At 69.8% G+C, this 14,798-nt stretch carries 14 protein-coding genes; 6 read left to right on the plus strand and 8 right to left on the minus strand.

All coding sequences use genetic code 11. The features are described from left to right. Window positions 1-12 precede the first annotated feature (12 nt). The 6 genes from B0B14_RS14935 (at window position 13) to B0B14_RS14960 (ending at window position 7,055) form a co-directional block, all read left to right on the plus strand. Window positions 13-1,527 carry an ABC transporter ATP-binding protein gene (locus B0B14_RS14935; RefSeq protein WP_076683287.1) on the plus strand — a complete coding sequence of 505 codons (1,515 nt, stop codon included), beginning with the start codon at window positions 13-15 and terminating at the stop codon, window positions 1,525-1,527. After that, window positions 1,524-2,846 (plus strand): ABC transporter permease, encoded by a 1,323-nt coding sequence (locus B0B14_RS14940; RefSeq protein WP_076683289.1) that lies wholly within the window; start codon window positions 1,524-1,526, stop codon window positions 2,844-2,846. The genes B0B14_RS14935 and B0B14_RS14940 overlap by 4 nt, the downstream gene beginning before the upstream one ends. Then, on the plus strand, window positions 2,843-4,141 hold the full coding sequence (locus B0B14_RS14945; RefSeq protein WP_076683291.1) for an ABC transporter permease: 1,299 nt from the start codon (window positions 2,843-2,845) through the stop codon (window positions 4,139-4,141). Before B0B14_RS14940 ends, B0B14_RS14945 begins: the two co-directional genes overlap by 4 nt. Before the next feature lie 43 nt (window positions 4,142-4,184). Beyond that, window positions 4,185-4,586: a cytidine deaminase gene (locus B0B14_RS14950; RefSeq protein ID WP_076683293.1), complete on the plus strand. Its 402-nt coding sequence runs from the start codon at window positions 4,185-4,187 to the stop codon at window positions 4,584-4,586. After that, complete coding sequence (locus tag B0B14_RS14955) at window positions 4,583-5,875, plus strand: thymidine phosphorylase (protein ID WP_076683295.1); 1,293 nt, start codon at window positions 4,583-4,585, stop codon at window positions 5,873-5,875. The genes B0B14_RS14950 and B0B14_RS14955 overlap by 4 nt, the downstream gene beginning before the upstream one ends. A 64-nt stretch (window positions 5,876-5,939) precedes the next feature. Beyond that, entirely contained in the window at window positions 5,940-7,055 is a 1,116-nt protein-coding gene (locus B0B14_RS14960) for an adenosine deaminase (RefSeq protein WP_076683297.1), read from the plus strand. Window positions 7,056-7,148: 93 nt separating this feature from the next. Here the strand turns inward: B0B14_RS14960 and B0B14_RS14965 are convergent, their stop codons facing one another. The 8 genes from B0B14_RS14965 to B0B14_RS16840 all read right to left on the minus strand — a co-directional run bounded on the left by B0B14_RS14965 (window position 7,149) and on the right by B0B14_RS16840 (window position 14,773). Then, the gene (locus B0B14_RS14965) at window positions 7,149-7,871 is read right to left on the minus strand and encodes an endonuclease domain-containing protein (protein WP_256714405.1); all 723 of its coding nucleotides are present in this window, start codon (window positions 7,869-7,871) and stop codon (window positions 7,149-7,151) included. A 406-nt stretch (window positions 7,872-8,277) separates the two neighbouring features. Then, window positions 8,278-9,240: an SDR family oxidoreductase gene (locus B0B14_RS14970; protein WP_076683299.1), complete on the minus strand. Its 963-nt coding sequence runs from the start codon at window positions 9,238-9,240 to the stop codon at window positions 8,278-8,280. Then, complete coding sequence (locus B0B14_RS14975) at window positions 9,237-10,196, minus strand: bile acid:sodium symporter family protein (protein WP_076683301.1); 960 nt, start codon at window positions 10,194-10,196, stop codon at window positions 9,237-9,239. The genes B0B14_RS14970 and B0B14_RS14975 overlap by 4 nt, the downstream gene beginning before the upstream one ends. After that, window positions 10,193-11,557, minus strand: a complete 1,365-nt coding sequence (locus B0B14_RS14980; protein ID WP_076683303.1) for a flavin-containing monooxygenase — start codon at window positions 11,555-11,557, stop codon at window positions 10,193-10,195. Before B0B14_RS14980 ends, B0B14_RS14975 begins: the two co-directional genes overlap by 4 nt. An 80-nt stretch (window positions 11,558-11,637) precedes the next feature. Further along, complete coding sequence (locus B0B14_RS14985; protein ID WP_076683305.1) at window positions 11,638-12,360, minus strand: TSUP family transporter; 723 nt, start codon at window positions 12,358-12,360, stop codon at window positions 11,638-11,640. Continuing rightward, window positions 12,357-13,136 (minus strand): alpha/beta hydrolase, encoded by a 780-nt coding sequence (locus B0B14_RS14990; protein ID WP_076683307.1) that lies wholly within the window; start codon window positions 13,134-13,136, stop codon window positions 12,357-12,359. Before B0B14_RS14990 ends, B0B14_RS14985 begins: the two co-directional genes overlap by 4 nt. Before the next feature lie 42 nt (window positions 13,137-13,178). Next, window positions 13,179-14,333 carry a mannitol-1-phosphate 5-dehydrogenase gene (locus B0B14_RS14995; RefSeq protein ID WP_076683309.1) on the minus strand — a complete coding sequence of 385 codons (1,155 nt, stop codon included), beginning with the start codon at window positions 14,331-14,333 and terminating at the stop codon, window positions 13,179-13,181. Beyond that, window positions 14,330-14,773, minus strand: coding sequence for a PTS mannitol transporter subunit IIA (locus B0B14_RS16840; RefSeq protein ID WP_256714406.1), 444 nt, complete (start codon window positions 14,771-14,773; stop codon window positions 14,330-14,332). The genes B0B14_RS14995 and B0B14_RS16840 overlap by 4 nt, the downstream gene beginning before the upstream one ends. Window positions 14,774-14,798 lie beyond the last annotated feature (25 nt).

Consider the following 14,798-nt stretch of genomic DNA (forward strand, 5'->3'; position numbering starts at 1 on the left):
AGGGTGCACAGTATGAAGCTCGAGCTCCGCGGCATCACCAAGCGGTTCGGCAGCCTCGTCGCCAACGATCACATCGATCTCGTGGTCGAGCCGGGGGAGATCCACGCGCTCCTCGGCGAGAACGGGGCGGGCAAGTCGACCCTCATGAACGTCCTCTACGGCCTGTACCAGGCCGACGAAGGGGAGATCCTCCTGGACGACGTCGTCCAGCACTTCCGGGGTCCGGGCGATGCCATGGCCGCCGGCATCGGCATGGTGCACCAGCACTTCATGCTCATCCCCGTCTTCACCGTCGCCGAGAACGTCATGCTCGGTCACGAGTCCACCAAGGCGCTCGGCTCGCTCGACCTGAACAAGGCCCGGGCCCACGTGCGCGATGTCGCCGCCCGCTTCGGCTTCGATGTCGACCCCGACGCCCTGGTCGGCGATCTGCCCGTCGGCGTGCAGCAGCGGGTCGAGATCATCAAGGCGCTCTCCCGCGATGCGAAGGTGCTCGTCTTCGACGAGCCGACCGCCGTGCTGACGCCGCAGGAGACCGACGAGCTCATGGGCATCATGCGCCAGCTCCGCGACGAGGGCACCTCGATCGTCTTCATCACGCACAAGCTGCGCGAAGTGCGCGCCGTCGCCGACCGCATCACCGTCGTGCGGCTCGGCAAGATCGTCGGCGAGGCGCAGGCCACTGCCTCCAACGCCGAGCTCGCGTCGCTCATGGTGGGACGCGCGGTCGAGCTCACGGTCCACAAGGATCCGCCTCGTCTCGGCGAGGGCGGCCTCGCGGTTCAAGGACTCCGCGTCGTCACACCCGCGGGCGTCGTCGTCGTCGACGATGTCACCTTCGACGTGCGGCCCGGTGAAGTGCTCGCCGTCGCGGGCGTCCAGGGCAACGGGCAGACCGAGCTCGTCGAAGCGCTCGTCGGCCTCGCGACGGGGGTCAGCGGCTCGATCACCCTCGGCGGCACCGAGCTCGTGGGCAAGTCCGTGCGCGCCATCCTCGACGAAGGCGTCGGCTTCGTTCCCGAAGACCGCAAGGAGGACGGCCTCGTGGGCACGTTCTCGGTCGCGGAGAACCTCATCCTGGACCGATCGTCCGACTCCGAGTTCGTCACGGCCGGCACCATCCGCAGAGGCGTGCTCGACGAGTTCGCGAAGGCCCGCATCGAGGAGTACGACATCCGCACGCAGAGTGCCGCTACCGCAGCGGGCACCCTCTCCGGGGGCAATCAGCAGAAGGTCGTCATCGCCCGCGAGATGAGCCGGGAGCTGCGACTGTTCATCGCGGCCCAGCCCACGCGCGGCGTCGATGTCGGATCGATCGAATTCATCCACCGGAGGATCGTCGAGACGCGCGACGCCGGTGTGCCCGTCGTCGTCGTCTCGACCGAGCTCGACGAAGTCGCCGCCCTCGCCGACCGGATCGCGGTCATGTACCGCGGCAGGGTCATCGGCATCGTGCCCGGAGACACGCCGCGCGACGTGCTCGGGCTCATGATGGCCGGAGAGATCCCCGAAGGAGTGGCCGCATGAGCGACCTGACGCCCGGTTCGAACCCGAACCCTCTCAAGGGGATGCCGGAGGAGCAGCTGCCCGCGGCATCCGGTCCCCTCACGGGGACGCCCGACATCGCTCCGCCGCCGAGGCAGAACGTGTTCATCAAGGAGCTCCTGCGCGGGAGCGCGGTCACGACGATCCTCGCCGTGGTCGTGGCGATGGTCGTCGGCGGCATCCTGATCGCGATCACGAACGAAGAGGTGCAGGCGGCCTCCGGGTACTTCTTCGCCCAGCCCGGCGACACGTTCGTCGCCATCTGGAACGCTATCTACGGCGGGTACGAGGCCCTCTTCCGCGGCTCGATCTTCAACGCGCGCGCCGCGGACTTCGCCACCGCGATCCGGCCCTTCACCAACACGCTGGGCTTCGCGGCCCCGCTCATCGCTGCCGGACTCGGCGTCGCGGTGGCGTTCCGCGTCGGACTGTTCAACATCGGCGGCCGCGGCCAGATCCTCATCGCCGCGGCGACGGCCGCGCTTCTGACGTTCCACCTCGACCTCCCCCCGTTCATCCACATCCCGCTCACGCTGGCGGCCGGCATCGCCGGCGGCGCGATCTGGGGCGGGATCGTCGGTGTCCTCAAGGCCCGAACGGGCGCGCACGAGGTCATCCTGACGATCATGCTCAACTACGTCGCGTTCTATCTCGTCGCGTGGATGGTGCGCACCCCCGGGCTTCTGCAGCGCGAAGCCGAGGATCAGCCGATCTCCGACCCCACACCGGCATCCGCCCAGTTCCCCGAACTGCTCGGGCCACGCTTCCCGTTGCTGGACTGGGGCTTCGTCATCGTCATCCTGGCCACCGTGTTCGTGTGGTGGCTCGTCGAGCGCTCGTCGCTCGGCTTCCGCATGCGCGCCGTGGGAGAGAACCCCCACGCGGCGCTCGCGTCGGGCATCTCGGTGCAGCGCATGTACATCTACGCCATGCTCTTCGCGGGCGGCCTGGCCGGCCTCGCGGGCATGAACCAGATCCAGGGCGCCGTCACGAGCGGATTCGACGGGCTCATCGACGCCGGCATCGGCTTCGATGCGATCACCGTCGCGCTCCTCGGGCGCAGCCGTGCGTGGGGCGTGTTCGCCGCGGGCATCCTGTTCGGCGCCCTCAAATCCGGGTCGTTCACGATGCAGGCGTCGCAGGGGATCCCCGTCGACATCGTGCTGGTCGTGCAGTCGCTGATCGTGCTGTTCATCGCGGCGCCGCCGCTCATCCGCACGATCTTCTTCCTGCCCAAGACCGATGCGGAGAAGGCGGCGAAGGCGAGAGCCAAGGCCGCGAAGAAGGCGGTGAGCGCATGAGCACGACCTCCTCGGTGATCTCCGACGGATCGTCCGCCGATCAGACCATCCAGCTCGCGACCGTGCGCGTGCGGCACAAGAAGTTCGCCATCACCCTCGCGATCGTCACCGTCCTGCTCGGACTGCTGTTCCTGCTCGCCCCGCGCGACGGCATCAGCACGTTCCGGCTCGGCGACCCCGGCTCCGTCTTCGCCCTCCCGAACGTGGGGGTGCCCACCGCAGCCACCTGCTGGGCCGTCTTCGTCCTTCTCGTCCTGCTCACGCTGTGGGCGGTGTGGGATGCCTACGGCTACCGCCGCTCGCCGGTCTGGCTCGCGATCGCGTACGGTGTGCTCGCCGTGTTCGCCTTCCTCACCTGGGCGGCGGCCGACGGCCTGGTGCCGGTGACGGGCCTGCTGTTCGGGGCGGTCTCGCTCTCGGTGCCGCTCGTGTTCGGAGCGCTCGGCGGTGTCATCGGCGAGCGGGTCGGCGTCGTCAACGTGGCCATCGAGGCGCAGCTGCTCCTCGGCGCCTTCAGCGCCGCGCTCCTCTCGAGCATCACCGGCAGTCCGTTCGTCGGCCTGTTCGGCGCCATGATCGGCGGAGTGCTCGTCGCCTTCGTGCTGGGCGCTTTCGCGATCAAGTACCTCGTCGAACAGGTCATCGTCGGGGTCGTGCTGAACGTGCTGGTGACCGGCCTGACGGGCTTCCTGTACGGTGTCCTGCTGGTCCCCAACGCCGAGGCGCTGAACACGCCCATCCGCTTCACGCGCTTCGAGATCCCGCTCCTGTCGGAGATCCCGATCCTCGGGCCGGTGCTGTTCAACCAGACCTTCATCGTGTACCTCATGTACGTCGTGGTCGCGGTCGTCGCGTGGGGCATGTACCGCACGCGCTGGGGCCTGCGGCTGCGCGCCGTGGGTGAGCACCCCCAGGCGGCAGACACGGTCGGCATCAAGGTCAACACCTCCCGGTTCTGGAACCTGTCGCTCGCCGGCGCCATCGCGGGCATCGGCGGTGCGTACTTCACGCTCGTCTCCGTGCCGCAGTTCGGCAAGGAGATGACGGCGGGTCTGGGCTTCATCGCCCTCGCCGCGGTGATCTTCGGCCGGTGGGACCCGCTGCGGGCGACCCTCGCAGCCCTGCTGTTCGGCTTCGCGACGAACCTGCAGAACCTGCTCACGGTGCTCAAGACGCCGATTCCGAGCGAGTTCATGCTGATGCTGCCGTACCTCGTGACGATCCTCGCGGTCGCCGGGTTCGCGGGGCAGATCCGCGGTCCCGCCGCGGCCGGCAAACCGTACATCAAGGGATGACGCGGCCACGAGCTGCGGCATCCGTCCACACCCAAGGGGAGCAATGACCGACATCGACTGGGACGAGCTGCGCGCCGTCGCGACGGAGGCGATGCAGCGTGCGTACGCACCGTACTCGCGCTACAAGGTGGGTGCCGCGGCCCTCGTGTCGGACGGCCGCATCGTGCAGGGCTGCAACGTCGAGAACGCGTCGTACGGCGTGACGCTGTGCGCCGAGTGCGGTCTCGTGTCGGATCTCGCCATGACGGGAGGCGGACTCCTCGTGGCGTTCGTGTGCGTCAACGGCGAGGGCGAGACGATCATGCCGTGCGGTCGCTGCCGCCAGCTGCTGTTCGAGTTCGCGATCCCCGGCATGCTGCTGGAGACCGTGTCGGGCATCCGGACGATCGACGAAGTGCTGCCGGATGCCTGGGGCCCGCGCGACCTCGAGGACGCGCCGCGATGAGCGCCGTCGAGCCGTTCGACGCCGTCGACGTGATCCATGCCAAGCGCGACGGCGGCGCCGTGGCCGAGGACGCCCTCCGGTGGATGGTGGATGCCTACACCCGCGAGTACGTCACCGATTCCCAGATGGCCGCGTTCGCGATGGCCGTGTTCCTCAACGGCATGGAGCGCGACGAGATCCGCGTCATGACGGAGGCCATGATCGCGTCCGGCGAGCGGATGAGCTTCACCGAGCTCGGCAAGCCGACCGTCGACAAGCACTCCACCGGCGGCGTCGGAGACAAGATCACCCTTCCGCTCGCCCCGCTCGTCGCCGCCTTCGGCGTCGCGGTGCCGCAGCTGTCGGGCCGCGGTCTCGGTCACACCGGCGGCACGCTCGACAAGCTCGAGTCGATCCCCGGCTGGCGTGCGGCGCTGTCGAACGAGGAGATGTTCGCCCAGCTCGCCGACGTGGGCGCCGTCATCTGCGCCGCAGGTTCCGGCCTCGCCCCCGCCGACAAGCGGCTGTACGCGCTGCGCGACGTGACCGGCACGGTCGAGGCGATCCCGCTCATCGCATCGAGCATCATGTCGAAGAAGATCGCCGAGGGCACCGACTCCCTCGTGCTCGACGTGAAGTTCGGATCGGGCGCCTTCATGAAGGACATCGACCGTGCGCGCGAGCTCGCCCGCACGATGGTGGCGCTCGGCACCGACTCGGGTGTGTCGACGACGGCCCTCCTCACGAACATGAACACCCCGCTCGGCCTCGCGATCGGCAACGCCAACGAAGTGCGCGAATCGGTGGAAGTGCTCGCCGGCGGCGGCCCCGCCGACATCGTCGAGCTGACGGTCGCACTCGCCCGGGAGATGCTCGCCCTCGCCGGGCAGCCCGACGCCGACGTCGACGCCGCGCTGAAGGACGGCCGGGCGATGGATGTGTGGCGGGCCATGATCCGCGCGCAGGACGGCGATCCGGATGCCGCGCTGCCCACGCCCCGCGAGACCCACACGGTCGTGGCCGACGCCTCCGGCGTCGTGACCCGCATGGACGCCCTGCCCTTCGGCGTCGCAGCCTGGCGTCTCGGCGCCGGACGCGCGCGACCCCAGGATCCGGTCGTCGCCACCGCGGGCGTCGACCTCCACGTCAAGCCGGGCGATCCCATCACCGCCGGTCAGCCGCTGTTCACCTTGTCGGCGGAGGATGCATCGAGGTTCCCGCGCGCGATCGACGCCCTCGAGGGCGCGTGGGAGATCGGGGCCGAGGCCCCGGCATCCGTCCCGCTCGTGCTCGAGCGCATCACCGCGTAGTCTCGTCCGGTCCCTGAGCTCGTCGCAGGGACGGCCCGATCCCGAACAACAGGAGACCAATTCCATGCCGATCGAACAGCACGGCGACGCCGTCATCCAAGGGGTCTCGCTGCGGAGCCTGCCCAAGGTCTCGCTGCACGACCACCTCGACGGCGGCGTGCGGCCCGCGACGATCATCGAGCTGTCCGACGACCTCGGCCTCGAGGTGCCGTCGGACGATGCCGACGACCTCGCAGACTGGTTCGCGGAGAAGAGCGACTCCGGCTCGCTCGTGGAGTACCTGAAGACCTTCGACCTCTCCGTCGGCGTGATGCAGACGCCGGAGGGGCTGCGCCGGGTCGCCCGCGAGTTCGTCGAAGACCTGGCGGCCGACGGCGTCGTCTACGGCGAAGTGCGCTGGGCGCCGGAGCAGCACCTCACGCGCGGACTGACGCTCGCCGAGGTCGTCGAGGCCGTGCAGGAGGGCATCGAAGAGGGCGAGGATGCGGCGGACCGTTCCGGGCACGACATCCGGGTGGGTCAGCTCATCACCGCGATGCGCCACACCGACCGCTCGCTGGAGATCGCGCGTCTGGCGGTCGAGTTCCGCGGACGCGGGGCCGTCGGATTCGACATCGCCGGTCCCGAGGACGGATTCCTCCCCTCACGGCACCGCGCGGCGTTCGACTACCTCGCGTCGGAGTTCTTCCCCACGACGGTGCATGCCGGCGAGGCCGCGGGGCTCGACTCGATCCGCTCGGCGCTCATCGACGGTCGTGCGCTGCGTCTCGGCCACGGCGTGCGCCTGGCCGAGGACCTCGAGGTCGTGCAGCGCTCGGGCGAGGAGGTGCTCGTGCAGTTCGGCGACCTCGCACGCTGGGTGCGCGACCGCGAGATCCCGCTGGAGCTGTCGCCGTCGTCGAACCTGCAGACCGGGGCGATCGAGCGCTGGGGCACGACCATGGAGGACCACCCCTTCGACCTGCTGTACCAGCTGGGCTTCGCCGTGACGGTCAACGTCGACAACCGCACGATGAGCCGAACGTCGCTCACGCGCGAGCTCGCCGTGCTGGCCGAGACGTTCGAGTACGACCTCGACGATCTCGAGACGTTCCAGCTCAACGCCGCCGCGGGCGCGTTCCTGCCCGTGGAGGAGCGCGAGGAGCTGATCGAGCTCATCGCGGAGGGCTTCGACTCGTAGTCCGGGTGGGGGATGGCGGGCGGTCGCTCCGTCCGCCCTTCTTCGGCATCCGTGTGCACACAACTCCTCATCAACTGAGGTTCCCGGGTGTGTTCAGGGTGCGACACGCCGCTGCGGAGTCCCGGATGAGGAGTTGCGTGCACCCGCCCGGGTGTCCCGCGACTGCAGAACGGTCTTCAGCACGGCCAGCGTCTCCTCGCGCCGGTAGAGGATGTCCTCGGCGAGGGGCCGGATCGTCGTGTAGCCGAGGGATGCCGCGGCGATGTCGCGTCGTCGATCGCGCTTCTGGGCCTCCCACCCCTCGTGGTGAGCTCTGCTGTCGCACTCCACGATGAGCCATCCGTCGACGACGAAGTCGACTCGTCCGACTCCGGGGATGCGTACCTGCAGCTCGACGGAGCATCCGAGTCCTCGAAGCATCAACCGTAGGATCGTCTCCGGGCCGGACTCGCTGCGGCGGTCCAGCAGGGGACGCAGGCGCCGGTAGCGGCGGGGAAGAAGCGCGAAGACCGCTGCGAGATCGTGCTCGTCGACGAGCCGAAGGTGCCATGCGCTGTCCAGCGTCGCGATCGCGTCGCGCGGCGACTGGCATCGGCACGCCTGCGCGAGCGCCTCGACGAGTGACGTCGCGAGACACCGGCTCTCGACCGTCGTTCGGCGCCAGTGCCGCCGGACGTCGTGCGCCGTCGGCGGTATCCGGCTCATCCCCACGCTCACCTGCATGTGCAGGCGCCCGTCGCCCTGGACGAAGACGCCGAGTTCGGCGAGCAGCGAGACGCAGTCGAGCCGCCCGCCCTGGCGCGCGGCGCGCACCATTTGGGGGCTCGTACCTGAGGCCACATACACATTCCGCCGGGGTCGGAGGATCGTGCCGTCGCGGACAGCTCGGGCGAGGGAGCGGCGCGTGAGGCCGCGCGCCGCGAGGGCGGCCGAGCTGTACGAGGTCGTCGAGAGGAGTCGTCGTGCGGATTGCAGTCGGTTCGGCATCCCGCCACTCAAATCCCGCGTGACAGGGCGTCCTTCGCGAGGGGATCAGTCCGGGGATGAGCGGATGTCGGCGCCGTCCGGGGAGGAGCCGCCGAGCGCCAGCGCCGCGTGCGCAACTCCTCAGATATCGATCCGGGACGGCGTGTTCGTGGTTCGACACGCCCGCGTGACGCAGGAATAAAGGAGTTGCGCGCGCTGACGAAGGGGTCGGGAGCATCGCGGCCCGGGCCGCGCGTCAGCGGCGGGCGACGTCCGGGTGGGTCGCGAGGTAGGCCTCGAAGGCCTCGGCCGAGGTCTTGGACGGGGTGAATCCGAACTCGGTCTTCAGGGCGTCGTTGGCGAGCACGGGCCGGTACCGGAGGAATCCGACCTGTTCGGGGCCGTGCACCGTGAGCCGCAGTGCGCGGCCCACGCGGAGGCCGAAGGCCAAGAGACCGGCGGGCACGGTGAGCGTCTTCTTGCCCAGCCGCTCGGCGATCCGGTGCACGGTCAGTCTGCCGTCGCCGGCGACGTTGTAGATGCCCGGCGGGCCGTCGGTCGCGGCGCGTGCCATCGCGGCGGCGACGTCGTCGACCCAGACGAAAACGAAGGGAGACTCGGATCCCCGGATCGCGAGGAGCCGAGGGCCGTCCCAGAGGGCCGTGATCTGGTTGCGCACCGTCGGGCCGAGGATCGTCCCGATGCGGAACACGACCTGTTCGAGCTCGGGGTGCGCCGAGCGGAACGAGCCCAGGAGCTGCTCGACCAGTCGCTTGTGCTTCGAGTACGCGAACTCGTCGTTCCCGCGCACGGGGTCGCTCTCGCGCAGCCAGTCCGGATTGTCGGCGTGGTAGCCGTACGCGGCACCCGACGACGACACGACGATTCGGCGCACGCCGGCGGCGACGCACGCCTCGAGGATGTGGCGGGACCCGTCGACGTCCACGCGGTACTCGAGCTCGTGGTCGCGGCCGGGGTTCACGATCGCGGCCAGGTGGACGACGACGTCGATCCCGTGCCGTTCGAGAAGGGGCACGATGCCGGCCGGCCGGGTCACGTCGCAGTCCTCGTACACGACACCGTCGAGCGGATGCTCCGGCCGGCGCACATCCCCGGCCACGACGAGGGCGACGCCGGGGTGGGCGACGAGCGCCGCTGCGACATGCGAGCCGAGGAATCCGGCGCCCCCGGTGACCAGGACGCGAGCTCCGGCGCTCATGCCGCCTCCGCCGCCTCGGCGAGCCCGCGCCGGGTCGCATCACCGCGGACGGAGCCGGTGCGGCGCTTCGTGTGCCGCGCCCACAGCGCCGCGACGACCAACCCCGCGATGATGTCCCAGATGCCCCACCAGCCGGCGACGATGGCCATGCCGCCGAGGCCGCCGAAGAACGTGAAGACCAGGCCGAGGCCGAGCCCCGCGTTGCGGATGCCCACCTCGAAGGTCATCGCCTTGCGCTCCCGCGTGCCGAGCCCGCCGACAGCGGCGGTCGACCACCCGATCGCGAGAGCCACCGCGTCGTGGATGACGACGGCGGCGAGGATCACGCCGATGAACGCGATGAAGTACGCCCAGTTGCCGGCCAGCGCGGCCACGATGAACCCGACCAGCGCGATCAGGCTGAACCACTTCACGAACGGCTGGACGCGCTTCGCGAGCGCCGGCAGCTTCGCCCGCACGGTGAGGCCGACCACGAAAGGCAGGCCGATGATGAGGAGGATCTCGACGAGCATCTGCCAGCCGTTGAGCGAGACCGCCTGCAGGAGGGCGCGGGTGTCGTCGCGCAGCGATCCCCAGAATGCGATCGACAGCGGCAGCGCGAAGATGTAGATCAGGTTCCCCACCGCCGTCATCGACACCGACAGGGCCACGTTGCCGCCCGATCGGTGCGTCAGCACCTGCGAGATGTTCCCCGGCGGGCAGCACGCCACGAGGATCATGCCGAGCGCCATCGAGGCCGACACCCGCAGCACGAGCGTGAGGCCGAACGTCACGGCCGGGAGCACGACGAGCTGCGCAAGGATCGCGATGACGAGGGGCTTGGGGCGGCGCAGCACGACGCGGAAGTCGTCGGGCGTGGTGTCGAGCGCGATGCCCAGCATGATCAGGCCGAGGACGACGTTGAGGATCATCAGCGTCCCGGGCGTGAAGTTCAGGACGACGTCGTCGATGTTCATGAGCTCGCCTTCGAGGTCGGACGGAGGGATGATCGCCGGATGCGTCGGCGCTTCGCCGGGACCCCGGCATCCGGAACCTCACGCAGCTGCGTCGTCGCGGCGCGCACAGCGGAGCGGTAGGCGTCCTTGTTGACGTAGTACGACATGCGCTCGAGGCCGAGGTAGCGGTATCCGCCGGTCAGGTCGGGCCAGGGCTCGCCTGCCACACGCGCGCGGAAGGCCGCCTGCCGGGACGGCGGAGCGGAGAGGTAGGCGGCGATGAGCTCCGCCTGCTCGTAGCGCCCCTGCCAGCCGATGCCGGATGCTTCGATCATGCCCATGACGAAGAGACCGTTGAACGACGGCGGGAAGACGTTGAGGAAGAGCCGGGGCGACCAGCCCGTCCAGTTGAGCTCGGCGCGATCGACGAACGGGTAGTCGAGGGTGTAGCCCGTCGCCAGCAGCACCGTGTCGTACTCGCCGGACGAGCCGTCGCGGAAGCGCACCGTGTCGCCGTCGAATCGGTCGATGTCGGGCCTGATCTGCAGATCGCCCTGGCCGAGGTGATTGAGGATCAGCGTGTTGACGATCGGATGCGACTCGTAGATCTTGTAGTCGGGCTTGGGGAACCCGAAGTGCACGGGGTCGCCGGTGAAGGCCTTCAGCACGCGCCGGTCGACGAACTGCTTGAGCGGTGCGGGCAGGGGCTTGCCCTGATTGAGGGTGTCGGAGGGGCGGCCGAAGAGATAGCGCGGCACGAAGTAGTACCCGCGGCGCACGCTCATGTCGACGGATGCCGCGTGGTGCACGGCGTCGACCGCGATGTCGCAGCCGGAGTTTCCGGCGCCGACGATGAGTACGCGTTTCCCCGTGAGCTGCGTCGCGGTCTTGTATTCCGATGTGTGCATGAGCTCGCCGGAGAACTCGCCGCGGAAGGTGGGGACGTTCGGCTCGGCGAGGGTGCCGTTGGCCAGGACGATCCCCGCGTAGCGCTTCTCGACCGGCCCCGCGGCACCGGCGGCTCGCAGCATCCAGGTGCCGTCGTCCTCCCGGGCGACCGAGGTGACCCGCGTATCGAAGCGGAACCGCTCGGTGAGTGCGAATCGGTCGGCGAAGTCGCGGAAGTAGCGGATGAGGGTGCGGTGGCTCGGATAGTCGGCCGTGGTGTCCATGGGGAACTCGGCGAACTCCGTCGTCGTGCGCGAGGAGATCAGGTGCGCGGACTCGTACATGGTGGACCGCGGATTCTCGATGTCCCAGAGCCCCCCGACACCGCGCGAAGCCTCGTAGCCGTCGAAGTCGATGCCGGCCTTCTGCAGCGCCCGTGCTGCCGACAGGCCCGATGGCCCTGCCCCGATGACGGCGTACGTCGGATCGCCCATATCGCTGTGCCACTCCTTCGTCCCGGGCCCCAGTGCCCGTGCGACCCCTCGATGTTAGCCGCTGTTAACCGAGGTGCGAATCACACGGGGAGGAGGGCCAGGATTCCGCGGACGAGCACGACGGTCGCGCCCGCCCAGGCGATGGACAGCATCGCGAGCCGGGCGACGCGTGCGGGCACGAGACGCGCGAGGAGGGTGCCGACGAGGATGCCTCCGACCGTCGCCGCGACCAGGAGCCACACGTCTCCTGCGGGGGAGGCGGGAAGGCCCCGCAGCGCGACCGACACGAGGCTGAAGGCGACGAAGATCACCTGCACGCTGGCCGCGAACCGGCGCTGCTCCCATCTGTCGCCGACCGCGTACGCGGCCAGCGCCGGGCCGGAGAGCCCGCTCGCGACGTGCATGAAGCCCGCGGCCGAGCCCGCCACGACCGCGCCCGCACGCCCCTGGAGCGAAGTCGACAGGGCCGGGATCCACCCCGCGACGAGCGCGAAGTACGCCATGGCCGCGATGAGGAGGAGGAGCGCCGCATCGGGCAGCACACGCACGAGCACGGCGGCGAACGGTGAGGCGACGAGACCCGGCCACACGAGCCACCACGTGCGCTTCCACTCGACCTCCCGCCACACGAGCGGCACCGCGGACGACGACGCGACGAGGGCGAGGAGGAGGCCGATCGTGATGCCCTCGACGGGTCCGAAGAGGAGGACGACGGGGCCGAGCAGGACGAGCACGAAGCCGAGACCCGTGATGCGCTGGATGACCGCCGCGACGAAGGCCGCGACGCACGCCAGCAGGATCACTGCCGGAGTCCGCCGGCGAAGGCGCCGACCGCCTCCGTGAGCTGTGCCGTCATGTCGGCATCCGAGATCGTCGGCGTGCCGTCGCCCGCCTGGGGGCCGTAGTCTCCGAACGAGGCGTGGCTCGCACCCGGGATCTCGATCATCATCGCATCGGCGGGCAGCAGCGGCCGGGCATCCGCGATCTTCTGCGGAGTCGACAATCCGTCCTCCGACCCTGCGATGCTCAGCACGGGGAGATCCGTGCCCGACAGGTCGTTCGAGCAGTACGACGCGAACAGCACGAGGGCATCGGCGTCCTCAGCGAGAAGACATGCGCGCACGCCCCCCAGCGAGTGGCCGCCCACCATCCACACGTCGACGTCGGGGGCGAGGTCGGTAAAGGCCGAGAGCGGTCGCAGGTCGAAGAACGCGAGGTTGAGCCACGGCTTCGTGATCACGACGGTCACGCCGTCCTCTGCCACGACGCCCGACATCTTCGACGCGTAGGCCCAGGCGTCGACCTTCGCGCCGGGGATGTACACGAGCCCGACGTCGGTGGCTCCGGATGCCGGGGAGAGCACGATCGCGCCCCCGTCGTCGGTCACGACGATGCGGTCGTCGGCCCGCACGGCCGCGAGAGGCTCGGGTTCGGCGGCCATGACGCCGACCTGACTCCACACGACCAGGCCGAGGACGGCGGCCACGAGGAGCGCGCCGATCGACGCGAGGATCCACAGGAGGATGCGGCGGCCGCGGCGGCGAGGCTTCGGCGACGGCGCGGGGGAGTCGGGGGTCACGGGCGGCAAGTCTACGTGGCGCCTGTGACCCCCGGGGAGTGCTCAGCCGGCCAGCTCGGCCTGGCGGGCCTCGACGATCGCCTGCACCCGCGGGAACAGCGGGTGGTCGGTGTCCAGACCGGTGACGGATGCCGTGAAGTCCTCGGCATCCTGCTCGCGGAGCGCGGCCTGCAGGGACACCGACTGCTCGTCCTCGGCGTCGTCGAACCGCAGGGCGGCCGCCATCGCCGCGACGAGCGCGTCGACGCCCAGACCGTGCTCGGCGGCCTCGGCCGCGGGTCCGACGAAGCGCTCGTGGCGCGACAGCTTGCGCAGCGGCTGGCGTCCGACGCGACCGACGGTGTCGGGGAGCAGCGGGTTGCGGAAGCGGTTCAGGATCGTCGCGCGGTACGCCGCGAGCTCCGCGGCATCGAGCCCGTGCTTGGCCTCCAGGAGCGCCGAGGTCTCTTCGAGGGTCGCCGCCACCTTCGCGGCGATGGCCTCGTCGGCCAGGACGTCGGAGATCCGCTCGATGCCCGCCTCGGCGCCGAAGTACGCCGTCGTGGCGTGGCCGGTGTTGACGGTGAACAGCTTGCGCTCGATGTACGGCGCGAGGTCGTCGACGAAGTGCGCGCCGGGGATCGTGGGCGGATCGTCGCCGAACGGGGGCAGCTCGATCGCCCACTCGAAGAACGGCTCGACCGTGACGTCGACCCCGCCCCCCTCGGGCTGTCCGGGGACGATGCGGTCGACGGCGGTGTTGGCGAACACGGCACGCGATGCGAGGGCGTCCCACGCGTCACCGGCCTGCAGCATGATCTCCTCGCGCAGGATGTCGGTCGCGTTGATCGCGTTCTCGCACGCCATGATCTGCAGCGGCGGAGACGACGGGTCGCGCAGCGCGAGCGCCGCCACGATGGGCGGCGCCACGAACTTCAGGATCGTGGGGCCGACGGCCGTGGTGACCACGTTCGCCCCGGCGATCTCCTCGACGAGCTCGGCGGGGTTCGCCGCGCTGTTGATCGCGCGGAATCCCGTGACGACGGTGTCGCCGCCGCCCTCGCCCACGGCGTGCACGGTGTAGGAGTCCGCCGCGTTGATCGCGTCGACCAGCGAGGACGCGACATCCGAGAACACCACCTCGTAGCCGCCTTCGTGGAGGAGCAGGCCCACGAATCCGCGCCCGATGTTGCCGGCGCCGAAGTGGACGGCCTTCACGACGCGTTCACCGACCCGGCCAGAGCGGCGAACAGCTCCTCGGGCGAATCGATCGCCTTCAGACGCTCGACCTCGTCCTCGTCGGAGAACAGGATGGCGATCGCGGACAGGATCTCGAGGTGCTCATCGCCCTTCCCGGCGATGCCCATGACGAACGTCACGGGGTTGCCGTCCCAGTCGACGCCGCCGTCGTAGCGCACGACCGACAGCGCCGAGGCGAGGATCGCGCTCTTGGTCTCGTTGGTCCCGTGGGGGATGGCGAGCTCGTTGCCCATGTAGGTGGAGACGGTCTCCTCGCGCTGCTGCATCGCGTCGAAGTAGGCGCTGGTCACGGCGCCGGACGATTCGAGGATGTCGGCGGCTTCCCGCATCGCGTCTTCACGGCTCGCACTGCCGGAGTGGATGCGCACCTGCCCGATCTGGAGGACGTCACGTGCCATGGTCTTCGCCTTTCTTCGGTTTCGG

The sequence above is a fragment of the Microbacterium sp. RU33B genome (assembly GCF_900155915.1).
Taxonomy (GTDB): Bacteria; Actinomycetota; Actinomycetes; order Actinomycetales; family Microbacteriaceae; genus Microbacterium.

Coding starts and splice junctions, on each gene's coding strand:
- B0B14_RS14970 (WP_076683299.1), bottom strand. CDS start 9,240: ATGAGCGCCGGAGCTCGCGTCCTGGTCACCGGGGGCGCCGGATTCCTC.
- B0B14_RS14940 (WP_076683289.1), top strand. CDS start 1,524: ATGAGCGACCTGACGCCCGGTTCGAACCCGAACCCTCTCAAGGGGATG.
- B0B14_RS14975 (WP_076683301.1), bottom strand. CDS start 10,196: ATGAACATCGACGACGTCGTCCTGAACTTCACGCCCGGGACGCTGATG.
- B0B14_RS16840 (WP_256714406.1), bottom strand. CDS start 14,773: ATGGCACGTGACGTCCTCCAGATCGGGCAGGTGCGCATCCACTCCGGC.
- B0B14_RS14980 (WP_076683303.1), bottom strand. CDS start 11,557: ATGGGCGATCCGACGTACGCCGTCATCGGGGCAGGGCCATCGGGCCTG.
- B0B14_RS14950 (WP_076683293.1), top strand. CDS start 4,185: ATGACCGACATCGACTGGGACGAGCTGCGCGCCGTCGCGACGGAGGCG.
- B0B14_RS14945 (WP_076683291.1), top strand. CDS start 2,843: ATGAGCACGACCTCCTCGGTGATCTCCGACGGATCGTCCGCCGATCAG.
- B0B14_RS14965 (WP_256714405.1), bottom strand. CDS start 7,871: ATGGTGCGCGCCGCGCGCCAGGGCGGGCGGCTCGACTGCGTCTCGCTG.
- B0B14_RS14935 (WP_076683287.1), top strand. CDS start 13: ATGAAGCTCGAGCTCCGCGGCATCACCAAGCGGTTCGGCAGCCTCGTC.
- B0B14_RS14955 (WP_076683295.1), top strand. CDS start 4,583: ATGAGCGCCGTCGAGCCGTTCGACGCCGTCGACGTGATCCATGCCAAG.
- B0B14_RS14960 (WP_076683297.1), top strand. CDS start 5,940: ATGCCGATCGAACAGCACGGCGACGCCGTCATCCAAGGGGTCTCGCTG.